Genomic DNA, 14,968 nt, shown 5'->3' on the forward strand with positions numbered 1-14,968 from the left:
CACGCTTCAACCGATTTATGCCGACTCACCCGCTGGTATTCCATTCGTCGCCGGACCAGACGATCGCCTGGCGCGACGGTGCGCCCGTCAGCGTGCGCGCGTTCGTCGCGGACGTCGCACGCGTCGCCGCCGTGCTGCCCGCCGGCGGCCACGTGTTCAACGTGTGCCGCGATCGCTACCGCTTCGCGGTCGGCCTGTGCGCGGCGCTCGTCGCCGGCAAGGTCAGCCTGCTGCCGTCGACGCACACGCCGGAGATGGTGCGCCAGCTCGCGTCGTTCGCACCCGATGCGTTCTGCCTGCACGATGCGCCGGACTGCACGATCGACCTGCCGCGCTTCACGTATCCGGAAGCCGCCGCGCACGCAGGCGGCGACGACGACGCCGCGCCGTGCGTGGTGCCGCAGATCGACGCGTCGCGGCTCGTCGCGTACGTGTTCACGTCGGGTTCGAGCGGCACGCCGGTGCCGCATCGCAAGACGTGGGGCGGCCTGGTCGGCTGCGTGCGCGCGGCGGCCGAACGCCTCGCGCTGCTCGACGGGCGTGCGGCCACGCTGATCGGCACCGTGCCGCCGCAGCACATGTACGGCTTCGAATCGACGGTGCTGCTCGCGCTGATCGGCGGCCTCGCGTTCAGCAACCGGCAACCGTTCTATCCGGGCGACATCCGCGACGAACTCGCCGCGCTCCCGCAGCCGCGCGTGCTCGTCACGTCGCCGGTGCATCTGCGCGCGCTGCTGTCGGCCGGCCACGCGCTGCCGCGCGCGGCGCTCGTGCTGTCGGCCACCGCGCCGCTGTCGGAAAAGCTCGCGGGCGAAGCGGAAGCCGCGCTCGACGCGCCGCTCGTCGAAATCTACGGCAGCACCGAGACCGGCCAGATCGCGACGCGCCGCACGTCGCAGGGCGCCGCGTGGCAACCGTTCCCCGAGATCCGGCTGGACGTGCGCGACGCCCTCGACCGGCCGGGCGCGGACGCCGCGGGCGACGACGGCGGCCCGACCGTCTGGGCGTCGGGCGGCCACGTCGAGGCGCCGGTGCCGATGGGCGACGCGCTCGAACTGCTCGGCGACGGCCGGTTCCTGCTGCACGGCCGCAAGGCCGACCTCGTCAACATCGCCGGCAAGCGCACGTCGCTCGCCTATCTGAATCATCAGCTCAACGCGATTGCCGGCGTCGTCGACGGCGTGTTCTTCATGCCCGACGAAGCCGCGCCGGCCGACGCCGATGCGCGCCGCGAACCGGTGACGCGGCTCGTCGCGCTGGTCGTCGCGCCGACGCTCGCCGCGGCCGATCTGCAGCGCGCGCTGCGCGAACGGATCGATCCGGCGTTCATGCCGCGTCCGCTCGTGTTCGTCGACGCGTTGCCGCGCAACGAAACGGGCAAGCTGCCGCGCGACGCGCTGGCCGCGCTGGTCGCCCGCCACGTGCGCACGAGCGCGGCCGCCGCGCGTGCGCACTGCGCGCCGCAGACGCGGCTCGGCTTCACGATCGCGGCCGACCATCCCGCGCTGCCCGGCCATTTCCCTGGCCATCCGATCGTGCCGGGCGTCGTGCTGCTCGACCACGCGATCGCCGCGCTCGGCGCGTCGCTGAACCGGCCGCTCGACACATGGCGGCTCGCATCCGCGAAATTTCTGAGCCCGGTCGCGCCCGGCGAGCCGCTCGATATCGCGTTCGAGGCGGCGGCGAACGGTGCGATCCGCTTCACGCTGCGCGCCGGCGCGCGCGACGTCGCGAGCGCCGTGCTGGCCGCGCCGCCCGCCACGCACGACGGCGGACAGCCATGAAGCGCACCGCGTGGGCCGAACGCCAGGAACGCAGCCATGCGGGTTTGCTGCGCGTGATGACCTGGCTGTCGCTGCGCTTCGGCCGGCGGCCGTCGCGTGTCGTGCTGCATGCGATCGCGACGTACTTCGTGCTGTTCTCGCCGGCCGCGTGCGCGGCGTCGCGCGACTACCTGCGCCGCGCGCTCGGCCGTCCCGCGCGATGGCGCGACGTGTACCGGCACGTGTTCACGTTCGCGACGACGATCCACGACCGCATCTATCTGATGAACGGCCGCTTCGACCTGTTCGACATCCGGCTGCACGGCGCCGCGCGCGTCGACGAAGCGCTCGCCGGCGGGCGCGGCGCGTTCCTGCTGGGCGCGCACCTCGGCAGCTTCGAGGTCGTGCGCGCGATCGGGCGCACGCGTGCGGACCTGCGCGTCGTCGTCACGATGTACGAGGAAAACGCGCGCAAGATCAACGCGACGCTCGCCGCGGTGAATCCGGCCGCGACGCCGGAAGTGATCCCGCTCGGGCGGATCGATTCGATGCTGAAGGTGCGCGAGCGCCTCGACGCGAACTGCATGGTCGGGATGCTCGCCGATCGCACGCTGCTCGACGACGCGGCCGCGTCGCTGCGCCGGCTGCCGCTGCTCGGCGCACCGGCCGCGTTTCCGCTCGGGCCGCTGCACATGGCCGCGATGCTGCGGCGCCCGGTGCTGTTCATGACCGGCCTGTACCGCGACGGCAACCGCTACGACGTCCATTTCGAAACGATCGCCGATTTCTCCGACGTGCGCCGCGACACGCGCGCGGCGGCCGTCGATGCGGCGCTCGCGCGCTACGTCGGCCTCGTCGACCGGTACTGCCGCGCGGCGCCTTACAACTGGTTCAACTATTTCGATTTCTGGCAGACGGGCGATGCCGCGGCGCGCGGCGACGATGCGCGCGCATGCACCGAGCTGCCGGCCACCGGGGATTCCGACACATGATCGCCGTTCGTCGCTCGTTGGCATCGTCGATGTCGTCGTTGCCGCGGCCCTGGCCGCCGCGGTTACCGTCGTCGTCGTCGTTCACGCTGCTCCATGCGCTACGCGGCGCCGCCCGCACGCTCGTCATCGCGGCGGCCGCGGCCTGCGCGCTGCCCGCCCACGCGGCCGACGCCGGCCCCGCGTGGACGCTCGACCGGCTGATGGCGACGCTCGCGCAGCACAAGTCCGGCCGCGCGACCTTCACCGAGACGAAGACGCTGTCGATCGCGGCCGAGCCGCTGGAATCGTCGGGCGAGCTCGTGTTCGTCGCGCCCGACCATCTCGAGAAGCACACGCTGCGCCCGAAGCCCGAGCATCTCGTGGTCGACGGCGACATGCTCACCGTCGAGCGCAACGACCGCAAATACACGCTCGCGCTCGCGCGCTATCCCGAGCTGGGCACGTTCATCGACAGCATCCGCGCGACGCTCGCCGGCAATCGCTACGCGCTCGAACAGCTCTACAAGGTGGTGGTCGACGGACACGGCGACGACTGGACGCTCACGCTCACGCCGCTCGACGCGCGGATGCTGAAGGTCGTCAGCTCGATCACGCTCGACGGCACGCGCGACGTGCTGCGCAGCGTCGCGATCCGGCAGGCCGACGGCGACCATTCGACGATGCGCCTGCAACCGGCGCCCGCGAACCGATGAACGAGCGCCCCCGCTCGGCCGGCCCCGTCGCACGGCATTCGCCCGCCTGGCGGCAACCCGCGGTGCTCGTATGGGCACTGGCGCTGGTCGCGTGCGCGGCGGCGATCGCCCGCGCGAATTTCACCGCCGATCTGTCCGCGTTCCTGCCGCGTGCGCCGAGCGCCGCGCAGCGCGTGCTCGTCGACCAGCTGCGCGACGGGATCGTGTCGCGGCTGATCCTGGTGGCGATCGACGGCGGCGATGCGGCCACGCGCGCCGCGCTGTCGCGGCGCATCGCACGCACGCTGCGCGACGATCGGCAGTTCTCGGCGGTGAACAACGGCGAAGCCGCGAACGACGCGCGCGACCGGCAGTTCGTGTTCGATCATCGCTACCTGCTGAGCCCGGCGGTGAACCCGCAACGCTTCAGCGCGGACGGCCTGCACCGCGCGCTCGGCGACAGCCTCGACCTGCTGAGTTCGTCGGCGGGGCTCGTCGCGAAGGCGCTGCTGCCGCGCGACCCGACCGGCGAGGTGACGGCGCTCGTCGACCAGCTCGACAACGGCGCCCAGCCCGCGCTGCGCGACGGCGTGTGGGCGTCGCGCGACGGCACGCGCGCGGTGCTGGTCGTGCAGACGGCCGCGGCCGGCGCCGACACCGATGCGCAGGCGCGCGCGCTCGACGCCGTGCGGCGCGCGTTCGGGGCGGCGACGCAGACGCTGCCGGACCGCGCCGCCTACACGCTCGCGATGACCGGCCCCGGCGTGTTCTCGGTCGATACGCGCGACACGATCCGCCACGACGTCGAGCGGCTGTCGACGGCGAGCATCGTGCTGATCGTCGCGCTGCTGCTCACGCTGTACCGCTCGCCGCGCACGCTCGCGCTCGGGCTGCTGCCGGTGCTCACCGGCATCGCGGCCGGCATCGCCGCGGTCGGCGTCGCGTTCGGTACGGTCCACGGGCTCACGCTCGGCTTCGGCACCACGCTGATCGGCGAAGCCGTCGACTACTCGATCTACCTGTTCGTCCAGTCGGCGCGCGCCGATTCGCGCAACGTCGCGCGCGCAGGCGACGCGACCCGCGCATGGATCGCCGCGTACTGGCCGACGATCCGGCTCGGCGTGCTGACGTCCGTGTGCGGGTTCGCGTCGATGCTGTTCTCCGGCTTTCCGGGTCTCGTGCAGCTCGGGCTGTATTCGATCGCCGGCCTGACGGCCGCCGCGCTCGTCACGCGCTTCGTGCTGCCGCATCTGCGCGGCGAGCACGTCGCGATTCGCGACGTGTCGCGGCTCGGCGCGCTGCTCGCGCGCGCGGCGGCCGCGGCGCCGCGGCTGCGCTGGCCGCTCGCGCTGCTCGTCGCGGCCGCGTGCGCGACGCTCGTCATCCATCGCGACGGCCTGTGGAGCCGCGAGCTTGCCGCGCTCAGCCCCGTCCCCGGGAGCGCGCAGGCGCTCGATGCACGGCTGCGGGCCGACGTCGGCGCCCCGGACGTGCGCTATCTCGTCGTGATCTCGGCGCCGAGCGAACAGGCGGCGCTCGAACGCGCGGAGCAGGTCGCCGGGCAGTTGCAGCCGCTCGTCGATCGCGGCGCGCTCGCCGGCTTCGAAACGCCCGCCCGCTATCTGCCGAGCGACGCCGCGCAGCGCGCGCGGCAGGCGAGCCTGCCGGCCGCCGACGTGCTCGCCGCCCGCATGCGCGACGCGGTCGCGAATCAGCCGGTTTCCGTGAAGCCCGAGCTGTTCGCGCCGTTCATCGCCGATGTCGACGCCGCGCGCCGCGCGCCGCTGCTCACGCGCGCCGACTTGCGCGGAACCTCGATGGCCGTTGCCGTCGATGCACTGCTGACCGAGCGCAACGGCCGCTGGAACGCGATGCTGCCGCTGCGCGCGGCGGATCGCGCACGCAGCGCGTCGTCGGCCGCGGCGGCGCCCGATGCCGCGGCCGCGCTCGACACGGCGGCGATCCGCGCGGCCGTCGCGCGCGCCGGCGTGCGCGATGCGTTGTTCGTCGACCTGAAGGCAGAAGCCGATCGCCTGTACGTCGACTACGTGCGCGAGGACTTGCGGCTGTCGCTGGCCGGCTTCGCGGCGATCGCCGTGCTGCTGCTGATCGCGCTGCGCTCGCCGCGTCGCGCGCTGCGCGCGCTCGCGCCGCTGGTCGCGGCCGTGCTGGTGGTGGCAGCCGCGTTCGCGCTCGCCCGTGTGCCGCTGACGATTCTGCATCTGGTCGGCATGTTGCTGATCGTCGCGGTCGGGTCGAACTATGCGCTGTTCTTCTGCAAGCGCGAAGATGCGCAACCGGTGACGCCGTACACGCTCGTGTCGCTGCTGGTCGCCAACGCCGCGACGGTGGCGGGCTTCGGCCTGCTCGCGCTGTCGCACGTGCCGCTGCTCGAAACCTTCGGGCTGACCGTCGGCCCTGGCGCGATGCTCGCGCTCGCGTTCGCGGCGATCCTCTCGCCGCGGGCGACGGACACTGCCGAAGCATCGGAAGCACCGGACGCACCGCCCGCGCACCGCCCGCATCACAATCAGACAGGAGGTCGCTCATGAACGAGCCGTCGGCCATTGGGCGGCACCCGAGCGGCCCTGCGCGCCGCTGGAAGCCGACGCCGCTGATCGCCGGCACGGTCGCGCTGCATGCGGGCGCGCTCGCGGCCGTGCTCGCGCAACCGGGCGCGTGGCCTTGGGCTGTCGGCAGCGTGTTCGCGTCGCACGCCGCGCTGACGGCGGCCGGCCTGTGGCCGCGCAGTACGCTGCTCGGCCCGAACTGGACGCGGCTGCCGGCCGACGCCGGCCGCCGGATCGCGCTGACGATCGACGACGGCCCGGACCCCGAGGTCACGCCGCGCGTGCTCGACCTGCTCGAGCGCCACGACGCGCGCGCGACGTTCTTCTGCATCGGCGATCTCGCGCGTCGGCATCCGCGCTGGATCGAGGCGATCGTCGCGCGCGGTCACGCGGTCGAGAACCACAGCCAGCGGCATCGTCACACGTTCTCGTTGACGGGGCCCGCCGCGCTGCGGCGCGAGATCGCGGCCGCGCAGCAGACGCTGACCGAACTCACCGGCACGCGCCCGCAGTTCTTTCGCGCGCCGGCCGGGCTGCGCAATCCGTTCCTCGAGCCGGTGCTGTGCGAGCTCGGCCTGCAGCTCGCGAGCTGGACGCGCCGCGGCTTCGACACGCGCACGCGCGACGCGGGCATCGTCGCGCAGCGGCTGCTCCACGGCCTCGCGCCGCGCGACATCCTGCTCGTGCACGACGGGCACGCCGCGCGTGATGCGCGCGGCGTACCGGTCGTGCTCGACGTGCTGCCCGCGCTGCTGCGCGCGGCTGCCGACGCGCAATTGCAGTGGACCACGCTGCGCGCCGCCGCCGCGGCCGAGCCGCCCGCAGCGGGCGTCCGGCCGGGCCTGCAAGGGACCCCGTTTGATAAACTCTGACCACGCCCGACGCGCCGGCCGGCGTTGCTGCCGCGCGCGTTCCGGCTCCCGGATGCGATCCTCGTGAACCCTCTCCTGCTCTCGCACTTCACCAGCACCAGCTGCATCGGCCGCGGCGTCGACGCGACCGTCGATGCGCTGCGCACCGCGCGCGGCGGGCTCTCGCCATGTCGCTTCGAGCGCGCCGAACTCGACACGTGGATCGGCGCCGTCGACGGGCTCGATGCGCAGCCGGTGCGCGCCGATCTCGCCGACTTCGACTGCCGCAACAACCGCCTCGCCCAGCTCGCCCTCGTGCAGGACGGCTTCGACGCGCGCGTCGCGGCGGCCGTCGCGCGATACGGGGCGCAGCGCGTCGGCGTGTTCGTCGGCACCAGCACGTCGGGCATCCTCGAAACGGAACGCGCGTACATGCGGCGCGATCCCGCGAGCGGCGCGCTGCCGGCCAACTTCCGCTACGCGCATACGCACAACCCGTATTCGGCCGCCGCGTTCGTGCGCGCGTATTGCGGGCTGCGCGGGCCGGCGACGGCGATCTCGTCCGCCTGCTCGTCCGGCGCGAAGGTGTTCGGCTCCGCGCGCCGGATGATCGAGGCGGGGCTGATCGACGCGGCCGTGGTCGGCGGCGTCGACACGCTGTGCCTGACCACGCTGTACGGCTTCAATTCGCTCGAACTGCTGTCGCGTCAGCCGTGCCGGCCGTTCGACGTGGCGCGCGACGGCATCTCGATCGGCGAGGCCGCCGCGTTCGCGCTGCTCGAGCGCGTGCCCGCTGAACGCGACGCACTCGACGACGATGCGATCCTGCTGCTCGGCATCGGCGAATCGAGCGATGCGCATCACATGTCGTCGCCGCATCCCGAAGGACTCGGCGCGCGCCTCGCGATCGAACAGGCGCTCGCATCGGCCGGCCTCGACGCGACCGACATCGACTACGTGAACCTGCACGGCACCGCGACGCCGAGCAACGACGCCGCCGAAAGTCGCGCAGTCGGTGCGCTGCTCGCGCGCACGCCGTGCAGTTCGACCAAAGGCGCGACCGGTCACACGCTCGGCGCGGCCGGCGCGCTCGAAGCCGTGATCACCGCGCTCGCGCTGCGCGAGGGGTTCGTGCCGGCCGGCGTCAACACGACGCAACCCGATCCGGCGCTCGCTGCCGACTACGTGCTCGCGAGCCGCGCGGCGCAGATGCGCACGGCGCTGTCCAATTCGTTCGGCTTCGGCGGCACGAACTGTACGCTGGTGTTCGGCCGCGCCGACCACGCGAGCGCGAACCGCCGGGAGCCGACATGACGCTCAGCGCATTCATCGAAGGTATCGGCTTGGTTGGCCCGGGGCTGAACGACTGGCCGCACGCGGCCGCCGTCCTCGCCGGCCACGCGCCCTACGCGAGCGCGCGCACCGTGTTGCCGCCGCCGGCCGGCTTGCCGCCGGCGGAACGCCGGCGCACCGGCCCGGTCGTGCGCGTCGCGCTGGCAGCCGGCCTCGAAGCCGCGGCGGCGAGCGGGCGCGACGCGGCGACGCTTGCGACCGTGTTCAGCGCGTCGGGCGGTGATGGCCAGAACTGCCATGCGATCTGCGAAACGCTGGCCGGCGACGATCGCCAGCTGTCGCCGACGCGCTTCCACAACTCCGTACACAATGCGCCGGCCGGCTACTGGAGCATCGCGACCCGCGCGATGGCGACGTCGAACGTGCTGTGCGCGCACGACGGCAGCTTTGCCGCGGGCCTGCTCGAGAGCCTGTGCCAGGTGGCGGTCGACTGCGTGCCGAGCCTGCTGATCGCTTACGACACCGACTATCCGCAGCCGCTGCGCAGCGTGCGCCCGATCGTCGACGCATTCGGCGTCGCGCTGGTGTTCGCGCCGCGGCCGAGCGAGCGCACGCTGGCGCGCATCGACGTGGCGCTCACCGATGCCGCGGCGACGCCGCTCGCGCTGCCCGCGCTCGAAGCGCTGCGCGCCGGCATTCCGGCCGCGCGTGCGTTGCCGCTGCTCGATGCGCTGGCCGCGCGGCGTGCGGCGCGCGTCGTGCTCGACTATCTGGACGATACGCGCGTGCAGGTCGATGTCGCACCGGCCGATGCGGCCATGGAGCGTGTGCGATGACGACCGTCGACCCTACGCCGCAGCCGCCGATGTCGACCACGACGCTCGATCGCGAATGGATCGCCGCGCGCATTCCGCACGCGGGCGCGATGTGCATGCTCGAGCGCGTCGACGCGTGGGACGCCGTGCGCATCCGCTGCAGCGCGACGAGCCACCGCGATGCGCACCATCCGCTGCGTCGCGACGGCCGGCTCGCGTCGGTGTGCGGCATCGAATATGCAACGCAGGCGATGGCCGTGCACGGCGCGCTGCTCGGCGCGCACGACGAACGGGCGCGTCCGCGCGCCGGCTATCTCGCGAGCGTGCGCAACGTCGATGCGTTCGTCGATCGGCTCGACACGTTCGAGCTGCCGCTCGTCGTGGAGGCAGAGCGCATCGGCGGCGACGACCGCACGGTGCTGTACGACTTCGCGCTGCGCTGCGGCGAGCGCGTGCTGCTGCGCGGACGCGCGGCGGTGATGCTCGATGCAGCGGCGGCCGGCGCATCGGCCGCGCCGCACGGCGATCGCATGGAGGCCCGATGAATCAATCCGAAGGAAACCACGTCGTGAAAGCACGCAAGTTCGTTTGCACCGCGTTCGTCGTCGCGCTGATCAGCCCGATCGCGCACGCGGACATGTCGGAAGTGAAGCAGGACATCAAGCGCGATTCGAAGGAAGCCGCGCACAAGACCGGCGAGGCCGCGCGCAGCTTCGGCCATGCGACCGCGAGCGCCGCGAAGGCGGTCGGCCACGGCATCGCGCACGCGTCGCGCGAGGGCTGGGATGCGACCAAGCGCACGACCAAGCGGGTCTTCCACAAGAACGACTCGGGCGACGGCGCGCAGACGCGCGGCGAGTGAGCCACGGCATCGCGCAGGCGTTGCGCGCGGGTTGGGATGCGACCAAATGCACGACCGAGCGGATTTTTCGCAAGGGCGACGCGGGCGACGGCGCGCAGACGCACGGCGAGTGAGCCACGGCATCGCGCAAGCGTTGCGCGCGGGCTGGGATGCGACCAAGCGCACGACCGAGCGGATTTTTCGCAAGAGCGACCCGGGCGACGGCGCGCTGACTCACGGCGATTGAGCGCGATTGACTGCGAGCGAGCGGCGCACCGCCGCCGAGCTCGCGGGTTGCGGGTTGCGGGTTGCGGGTTGCGGGTTGCGGGTTGCAGACTGCGGCACGGTACGTAAGCGCGCCGCAGCCGCCGTCGCCTACCGCTACGTACTCACCCCGCCGCCCTCACCGCGCGCCGCTGCGCGTGCGCCGTACCGGCCGACGCGCAAGACGCCTGCCATACGCGACGACCCAGCAATCGCGATGATCGAAATTGCGCAGCAACCGCGCGCGGCGCCGCTCGAGCCAGTGCAGCGCGATCGCCATCGTCAGCGCGACGGCCAGCGCCGAGCCGCCGATCACGAGTCCCGTCCAGGTGTCGCCCATGCCTCCTCCGGAATGCGAGGCCGGCGCGGCGTGCCTACCGCGCCGGCGCTGGATACTGCGGGAACGCGGCCCGGCCGTGCGCGGCCGGGCCGCCACGCGTCAATGCATGTGCTGGCCGCCGTTGATCGCGATGTTCGAGCCCGTCACGAAGCCGGCCTCCTCCGAGCACAGATACGCGACCAGCGCCGCGACTTCCTCCGGCTGCCCGAGGCGGCCCGCCGGGATCTGCGGCAGGATCTTCGTATCGAGGATGTCCTGCGGGATCGCCGTCACCATCTTCGTCGCGAGATAACCGGGCGACACCGTGTTCACCGTCACGCCCTTGCGCGCGACTTCGAGCGCGAGCGATTTGGTGAAGCCGTGCATGCCGGCCTTCGCCGCCGCGTAGTTGGTCTGCCCGACCGAGCCCTTCGAGCCGTTCACCGACGAGATATTGACGATGCGGCCCCAGCCGCGCTCGACCATGCCGTCGCACACCGGCTTCGTCATGTTGAACACCGAGTCGAGGTTGGTGCGGATCACCGCGTCCCAGTTCACCTTGTCGAGCTTGCGCAGCGTCATGTCGCGCGTGATGCCCGCGTTGTTCACCAGGATTTCGACCGGGCCGACGTCCCGGACGATCTTCTCGACGCACTGCTGACACGAATCGTGGTCGGCCACGTCCACCGGGTACGCGTCGAATTCATGGCCGGCCGCATGCATCGCGCCGAGCCAGCGATCGGCGCCGCTGTTGCCCGGCGAATACGTGACGACGACCCGGTGGCCCGCATCGCTCAGCCGGATGCTGATCGCTTCGCCGAGGCCGCCCATTCCACCCGTCACAACTGCAATTCGCTTAGTCATCCTGTTTGTCACCGACAAGAAAAGTAGACAATCACGCGAGACGGCCGCACCGCCGATGCCGCCGCCCCGCCGCTGCGATGCGTCCGCGCCCGCGGCGCGGACACGGCGCATCCCGGAACATCACGCTTGTTGTTGGCAACGTATCGCGCGCGAAGCCGCTGCTTCGTGCGCGCGCGGCGCAGGCTGCGCCGCCTCCATGCTCGAGCGTCGAATCGCGCTCATGCGCTTACGCGCGCTCCACCGCGAGCGCCACGCCCATCCCGCCGCCGATGCACAGCGACGCCAGCCCGCGCTTCGCATCGCGCTTGACCATCTCGTGCAGCAGCGTCACCAGAATCCGGCAGCCCGATGCGCCGATCGGGTGACCGATCGCGATCGCGCCGCCGTTCACGTTCACCTTCGACGTGTCCCAGCCCATCTGCTTGTGCACCGCCAGCGCCTGCGCCGCGAACGCCTCGTTGATTTCCATCAGGTCCAGATCGCCCGGCGTCCAGCCCGCGCGCTCCAGGCAGCGCCGCGACGCCGGCACCGGCCCCATGCCCATCACGCTCGGATCCACGCCCGCGTTCGCGTACGCCTTGATGCGCGCCAGCGGCGTGAGCCCCAGCGACTGCGCCTTCCGCGCCGACATCACCAGCACCGCCGCCGCGCCGTCGTTCAGCCCCGACGCGTTCGCCGCCGTCACCGAGCCGTCCTTCGCGAACGCCGGCTTCAGCCCCGCCAACGATTCCGCCGTCACGCCGTGACGCACGAACTCGTCGGTCGCGAACTGCAGCGGCTCGCCCTTGCGCTGCGGAATCGACACCGGCACGATTTCGTCGGCGAAGCGGCCGGCCTTCTGCGCGGCTTCCGCCTTGTTCTGCGACAGCGCCGCGAACGCGTCCTGCTCTTCGCGCGTGATCCCGTATTCCTTCGCGACGTTCTCCGCCGTGATGCCCATGTGGTACTGGTTGTACACGTCCCACAGCCCGTCGACGATCATCGTGTCGACCAGCTTCGCATCGCCCATCCGGAACCCGTCGCGCGAGCCCGGCAGCACGTGCGGCGCCGCGCTCATGTTCTCCTGGCCGCCCGCGATCACGATCTCCGCGTCGCCCGCCGCGATCGCGTTCGCCGCCAGCATCACCGCCTTCAGGCCCGAGCCGCACACCTTGTTGATCGTCATGCCCGGCACCGCCGTCGGCAGCCCGGCCTTGATCAGCGACTGACGCGCCGGGTTCTGCCCCGAGCCCGCCGCCAGCACCTGGCCCATGATCACTTCGCTCACTTGATCGGGCTGCACGCCTGCGCGCTCCAGCACCGCGCGAATCACCGTCGCGCCCAGCTCCGGTGCCGCAACCTTCGCGAGCGAACCACCGAATTTGCCGACCGCGGTCCGCGCGGCCGATACGATCACTACGTCCGTCATGTTCTGTTCCTGCGTTGAAATCAATGGGTCGATAGGGGATGCGCGGCGGTGGGCGGGCGGCGCGCAGACTGCCGCGCCTCGGCGCCGTGCGGCCGCGCGTGCGGACGCGCAGCGCGACCGTCAGAGCGGATGCGTCGCACACCGCGAAAGCGATACGCAGCACCTCCGCGCGCTCCGGCCGTTCCCGGACATCGCGCCGCAAGCCGACCGCGCGCACCGGCCGCCGCGCAGCACACGCGACGGCCGGCACGCGGCTCCCGTGGCGATCGAGCGATCGTGTTCGTGTCGCGCGTGTCGCGACCCGCGATCACGCCGCCGATTCGCGCGAAGCGGCGTCCTTGCGGGCGGCTGCGGCAGTCTGCTTCGCGCCGCGCGCGGCCGTGTCGCTGACCGCGTCGAAGCCGCTTTGCGCGGCCTCGATCGCCTGCCCGGTTGCCGCGCGCATCGAGTCGGCCGCGGCCGTCGCCGCGGACAGCGCCGAATTCAGTGCGGCCACCACGGCGCCCGAACCGGCCGGTGCGTGCTTGGTCAGCTCGCCGACCACGTCCTTCACGCGCTTGTCGGTCTCCTCATACTGCGCCTGAGCGACTTTGGCCCACTCGGCCTGCGTCGACACCGCGATGTCGAACAGATGGCGACCGTACGCGGCTGCCTTGCCGGCCGCTTCCTGCGGCGCGGCGACCTGCTGCGCGAAACCAGCCGCCGGGTTGCTCGCGTTGAACGCGTTCTTCAGCTTGTCCTCGTACTCAGCGAGCGCCGTCCGGGCCACTTGCAGATTGAGTTCGACGACGGCCTCGAAGCCGCTGATCGCCGGACGCGCGATCGCAAACCAGGCTGCGATACCGGACTGATAATCGGCGGCGAATTTTTCGGGGGCAAATACGGACATCGGGCACGCTCCTGTTTGGCAATGCGAGAGACGACGTAATGGAAAATGGAAGGCAGATCGACCGCCCGCTTCCTTACTGACAACCCGCAACTCCATTGAGCTCGAGAAGTTGAGGTGGCCATTCTAGAACGTTTAATTGTCAATTAAATGGCATTAATGATAGGTGAAAACCCTTATGCCTCGAAATGACCGGCGCTGCAAGGCGGCCTGCAGGCTTGCATGACGGCGTTGCACCGCAACGCCGACGATAGCTTTTACCTTTTTACGGTATGCCGCACCATGACGAGATGCAACATTTACCCCGTCATTATTCCCGATATTAAAAAAATGATCGCATTCGAATGCGATCATTTATCATGTAATCGTTTTTTCGATTTATTCTGAAACCGTTGCCGGGATTACTAATACGCACTTAAATGATCGGATGATTCCGATTATTGCCGGCGCAGATTCACCCGGCCAACTCGCGGTGCAGTGCGCGAAACTCCTGCGCGAGCTTGTGCGCCGGCTCGAGATGAATCACGGGCTTGGACTGCTGGTGCGACTCGCGAATCTTCACCGACGCCGACAGCCGCGACGCGAGCACCGGCAGCCCTTCGCCGACGAGTTCGTCGACCAGCTGCTGCGGCAGGCTTGCGCGCGGCTGGAACTGGTTGATGACGATGCCTTCGACCTCGAGCGCCGCGTTGTGGTCCTGCTGGATTTCCTTCACGTTCTCGAGCAGCGTGTACAGCGCGCGGCGCGAAAAGTCGTCGCAGTCGAACGGAATCAGGCAGCGCTCGACCGCAATCAGCGCCGAGCGCGAATAGAAGTTCAGCGCGGGCGGCGTGTCGATGTAGACGGCGTCGTAGCCGTCCAGCTCGTTCAGCGCGTCGCGCAGCTTGTAGATCTTGTAGCGCGACTCGAGCTTGCCGTGCAGCGTGTCGAGGTCCGCGTGCGCGGGCATCACGTCGAGCCCGTCGAATGGCGTCGGATGAATGAACGAGGCGACGTCGATCGGCCGGAAGTTGAACGTCAGCGCCGTCTCGAAGAACTCGGCGGCGCCGGGCCGCGCATCGGCCGCGCGATCGCCGAGCAGATAGTGCGTGGAGTTCGCCTGCGCGTCGAGGTCGATCACGAGCGTGCGCAGCCCTTCGCTGGCGCTGATCGCCGCCAGGTTGCAGACGATCGTCGATTTGCCCACGCCGCCCTTCTGGTTGAATACGACCCGCCGCATTGCGTCTCCTTCGATCGAACGTCGAAGAGACGAGCTTAGCCGGTCAATCATGGCGGCCGCGTGACATCGATCAGATGCGCGCGATTGCGCACGATTGCGGGCGGCATCCGCGGCGTGTCGGGCGCGCGGCACGTATACGGCAAAGGGCCCGGCGGTCCGTGCCGAGCGATTCGCTCGACTCGGACCGCCGGGCCCCCTTCGGGTACGCGATG

Annotated in this window: 15 protein-coding genes; 9 read left to right on the plus strand and 6 right to left on the minus strand. The window is 71.0% G+C overall.

What is annotated here, in order from left to right; genetic code table 11:
* Nucleotides 1–17: 17 nt before the first annotated feature.
* The 9 genes from MYA_RS12295 (at nt 18) to MYA_RS12335 (ending at nt 9,817) form a co-directional block, all read left to right on the plus strand.
* A complete protein-coding gene (locus tag MYA_RS12295; protein WP_014723649.1) occupies nt 18–1,784 on the plus strand; it encodes an AMP-binding protein in 1,767 nt (588 codons plus the stop codon).
* Nucleotides 1,781–2,755, plus strand: coding sequence for an LpxL/LpxP family acyltransferase (locus MYA_RS12300; protein WP_014723650.1), 975 nt, complete (start codon nt 1,781–1,783; stop codon nt 2,753–2,755). The genes MYA_RS12295 and MYA_RS12300 overlap by 4 nt, the downstream gene beginning before the upstream one ends.
* Nucleotides 2,752–3,447 (plus strand): outer membrane lipoprotein carrier protein LolA, encoded by a 696-nt coding sequence (locus MYA_RS12305; protein WP_014723651.1) that lies wholly within the window; start codon nt 2,752–2,754, stop codon nt 3,445–3,447. The genes MYA_RS12300 and MYA_RS12305 overlap by 4 nt, the downstream gene beginning before the upstream one ends.
* Entirely contained in the window at nt 3,444–5,978 is a 2,535-nt protein-coding gene (locus tag MYA_RS12310) for an MMPL family transporter (protein WP_041493890.1), read from the plus strand. The genes MYA_RS12305 and MYA_RS12310 overlap by 4 nt, the downstream gene beginning before the upstream one ends.
* Nucleotides 5,975–6,868: a polysaccharide deacetylase family protein gene (locus MYA_RS12315; RefSeq protein WP_014723653.1), complete on the plus strand. Its 894-nt coding sequence runs from the start codon at nt 5,975–5,977 to the stop codon at nt 6,866–6,868. Before MYA_RS12310 ends, MYA_RS12315 begins: the two co-directional genes overlap by 4 nt.
* Before the next feature lie 63 nt (nt 6,869–6,931).
* Nucleotides 6,932–8,161: a beta-ketoacyl-[acyl-carrier-protein] synthase family protein gene (locus MYA_RS12320; RefSeq protein ID WP_041493988.1), complete on the plus strand. Its 1,230-nt coding sequence runs from the start codon at nt 6,932–6,934 to the stop codon at nt 8,159–8,161.
* Nucleotides 8,158–8,976: a beta-ketoacyl synthase chain length factor gene (locus MYA_RS12325; protein ID WP_011886035.1), complete on the plus strand. Its 819-nt coding sequence runs from the start codon at nt 8,158–8,160 to the stop codon at nt 8,974–8,976. The genes MYA_RS12320 and MYA_RS12325 overlap by 4 nt, the downstream gene beginning before the upstream one ends.
* The gene (locus tag MYA_RS12330) at nt 8,973–9,500 is read left to right on the plus strand and encodes a hotdog family protein (protein WP_014723655.1); all 528 of its coding nucleotides are present in this window, start codon (nt 8,973–8,975) and stop codon (nt 9,498–9,500) included. The genes MYA_RS12325 and MYA_RS12330 overlap by 4 nt, the downstream gene beginning before the upstream one ends.
* Nucleotides 9,497–9,817 (plus strand): hypothetical protein, encoded by a 321-nt coding sequence (locus MYA_RS12335; protein ID WP_011886037.1) that lies wholly within the window; start codon nt 9,497–9,499, stop codon nt 9,815–9,817. The genes MYA_RS12330 and MYA_RS12335 overlap by 4 nt, the downstream gene beginning before the upstream one ends.
* Nucleotides 9,818–10,199: 382 nt before the next feature.
* On the opposite strand, the gene MYA_RS12345 is transcribed toward MYA_RS12335, so the two are convergent.
* The 6 genes from MYA_RS12345 to MYA_RS12365 form a co-directional block, all read right to left on the minus strand.
* On the minus strand, nt 10,200–10,400 hold the full coding sequence (locus MYA_RS12345) for a hypothetical protein (protein WP_011886038.1): 201 nt from the start codon (nt 10,398–10,400) through the stop codon (nt 10,200–10,202).
* Between the two features lie 99 nt (nt 10,401–10,499).
* The gene (gene phbB / locus MYA_RS12350; protein ID WP_011886039.1) at nt 10,500–11,243 is read right to left on the minus strand and encodes an acetoacetyl-CoA reductase; all 744 of its coding nucleotides are present in this window, start codon (nt 11,241–11,243) and stop codon (nt 10,500–10,502) included.
* A 226-nt stretch (nt 11,244–11,469) separates the two neighbouring features.
* Nucleotides 11,470–12,651 carry an acetyl-CoA C-acetyltransferase gene (locus MYA_RS12355; RefSeq protein ID WP_011884947.1) on the minus strand — a complete coding sequence of 394 codons (1,182 nt, stop codon included), beginning with the start codon at nt 12,649–12,651 and terminating at the stop codon, nt 11,470–11,472.
* 307 nt (nt 12,652–12,958) lie between these two features.
* Nucleotides 12,959–13,540, minus strand: coding sequence for a TIGR01841 family phasin (phaP, locus tag MYA_RS12360; RefSeq protein ID WP_011886040.1), 582 nt, complete (start codon nt 13,538–13,540; stop codon nt 12,959–12,961).
* A gap of 153 nt (nt 13,541–13,693) precedes the next feature.
* Nucleotides 13,694–13,891: a hypothetical protein gene (locus MYA_RS31030; RefSeq protein WP_131929064.1), complete on the minus strand. Its 198-nt coding sequence runs from the start codon at nt 13,889–13,891 to the stop codon at nt 13,694–13,696.
* A gap of 100 nt (nt 13,892–13,991) precedes the next feature.
* Nucleotides 13,992–14,756 (minus strand): ParA family protein, encoded by a 765-nt coding sequence (locus tag MYA_RS12365; protein ID WP_011886041.1) that lies wholly within the window; start codon nt 14,754–14,756, stop codon nt 13,992–13,994.
* Between the last annotated feature and the right edge of the window lie 212 nt (nt 14,757–14,968).

This window comes from Burkholderia sp. KJ006 (assembly GCF_000262695.1).
Classification (GTDB): Bacteria; Pseudomonadota; Gammaproteobacteria; order Burkholderiales; family Burkholderiaceae; genus Burkholderia; species Burkholderia vietnamiensis.

Coding starts and splice junctions, on each gene's coding strand:
- MYA_RS12295 (WP_014723649.1), top strand. CDS start 18: ATGCCGACTCACCCGCTGGTATTCCATTCGTCGCCGGACCAGACGATC.
- MYA_RS12300 (WP_014723650.1), top strand. CDS start 1,781: ATGAAGCGCACCGCGTGGGCCGAACGCCAGGAACGCAGCCATGCGGGT.
- MYA_RS12305 (WP_014723651.1), top strand. CDS start 2,752: ATGATCGCCGTTCGTCGCTCGTTGGCATCGTCGATGTCGTCGTTGCCG.
- MYA_RS12310 (WP_041493890.1), top strand. CDS start 3,444: ATGAACGAGCGCCCCCGCTCGGCCGGCCCCGTCGCACGGCATTCGCCC.
- MYA_RS12315 (WP_014723653.1), top strand. CDS start 5,975: ATGAACGAGCCGTCGGCCATTGGGCGGCACCCGAGCGGCCCTGCGCGC.
- MYA_RS12325 (WP_011886035.1), top strand. CDS start 8,158: ATGACGCTCAGCGCATTCATCGAAGGTATCGGCTTGGTTGGCCCGGGG.
- MYA_RS12330 (WP_014723655.1), top strand. CDS start 8,973: ATGACGACCGTCGACCCTACGCCGCAGCCGCCGATGTCGACCACGACG.
- MYA_RS12335 (WP_011886037.1), top strand. CDS start 9,497: ATGAATCAATCCGAAGGAAACCACGTCGTGAAAGCACGCAAGTTCGTT.
- MYA_RS12345 (WP_011886038.1), bottom strand. CDS start 10,400: ATGGGCGACACCTGGACGGGACTCGTGATCGGCGGCTCGGCGCTGGCC.
- phbB (WP_011886039.1), bottom strand. CDS start 11,243: ATGACTAAGCGAATTGCAGTTGTGACGGGTGGAATGGGCGGCCTCGGC.
- MYA_RS12355 (WP_011884947.1), bottom strand. CDS start 12,651: ATGACGGACGTAGTGATCGTATCGGCCGCGCGGACCGCGGTCGGCAAA.
- phaP (WP_011886040.1), bottom strand. CDS start 13,540: ATGTCCGTATTTGCCCCCGAAAAATTCGCCGCCGATTATCAGTCCGGT.
- MYA_RS31030 (WP_131929064.1), bottom strand. CDS start 13,891: ATGATCGCATTCGAATGCGATCATTTTTTTAATATCGGGAATAATGAC.
- MYA_RS12365 (WP_011886041.1), bottom strand. CDS start 14,756: ATGCGGCGGGTCGTATTCAACCAGAAGGGCGGCGTGGGCAAATCGACG.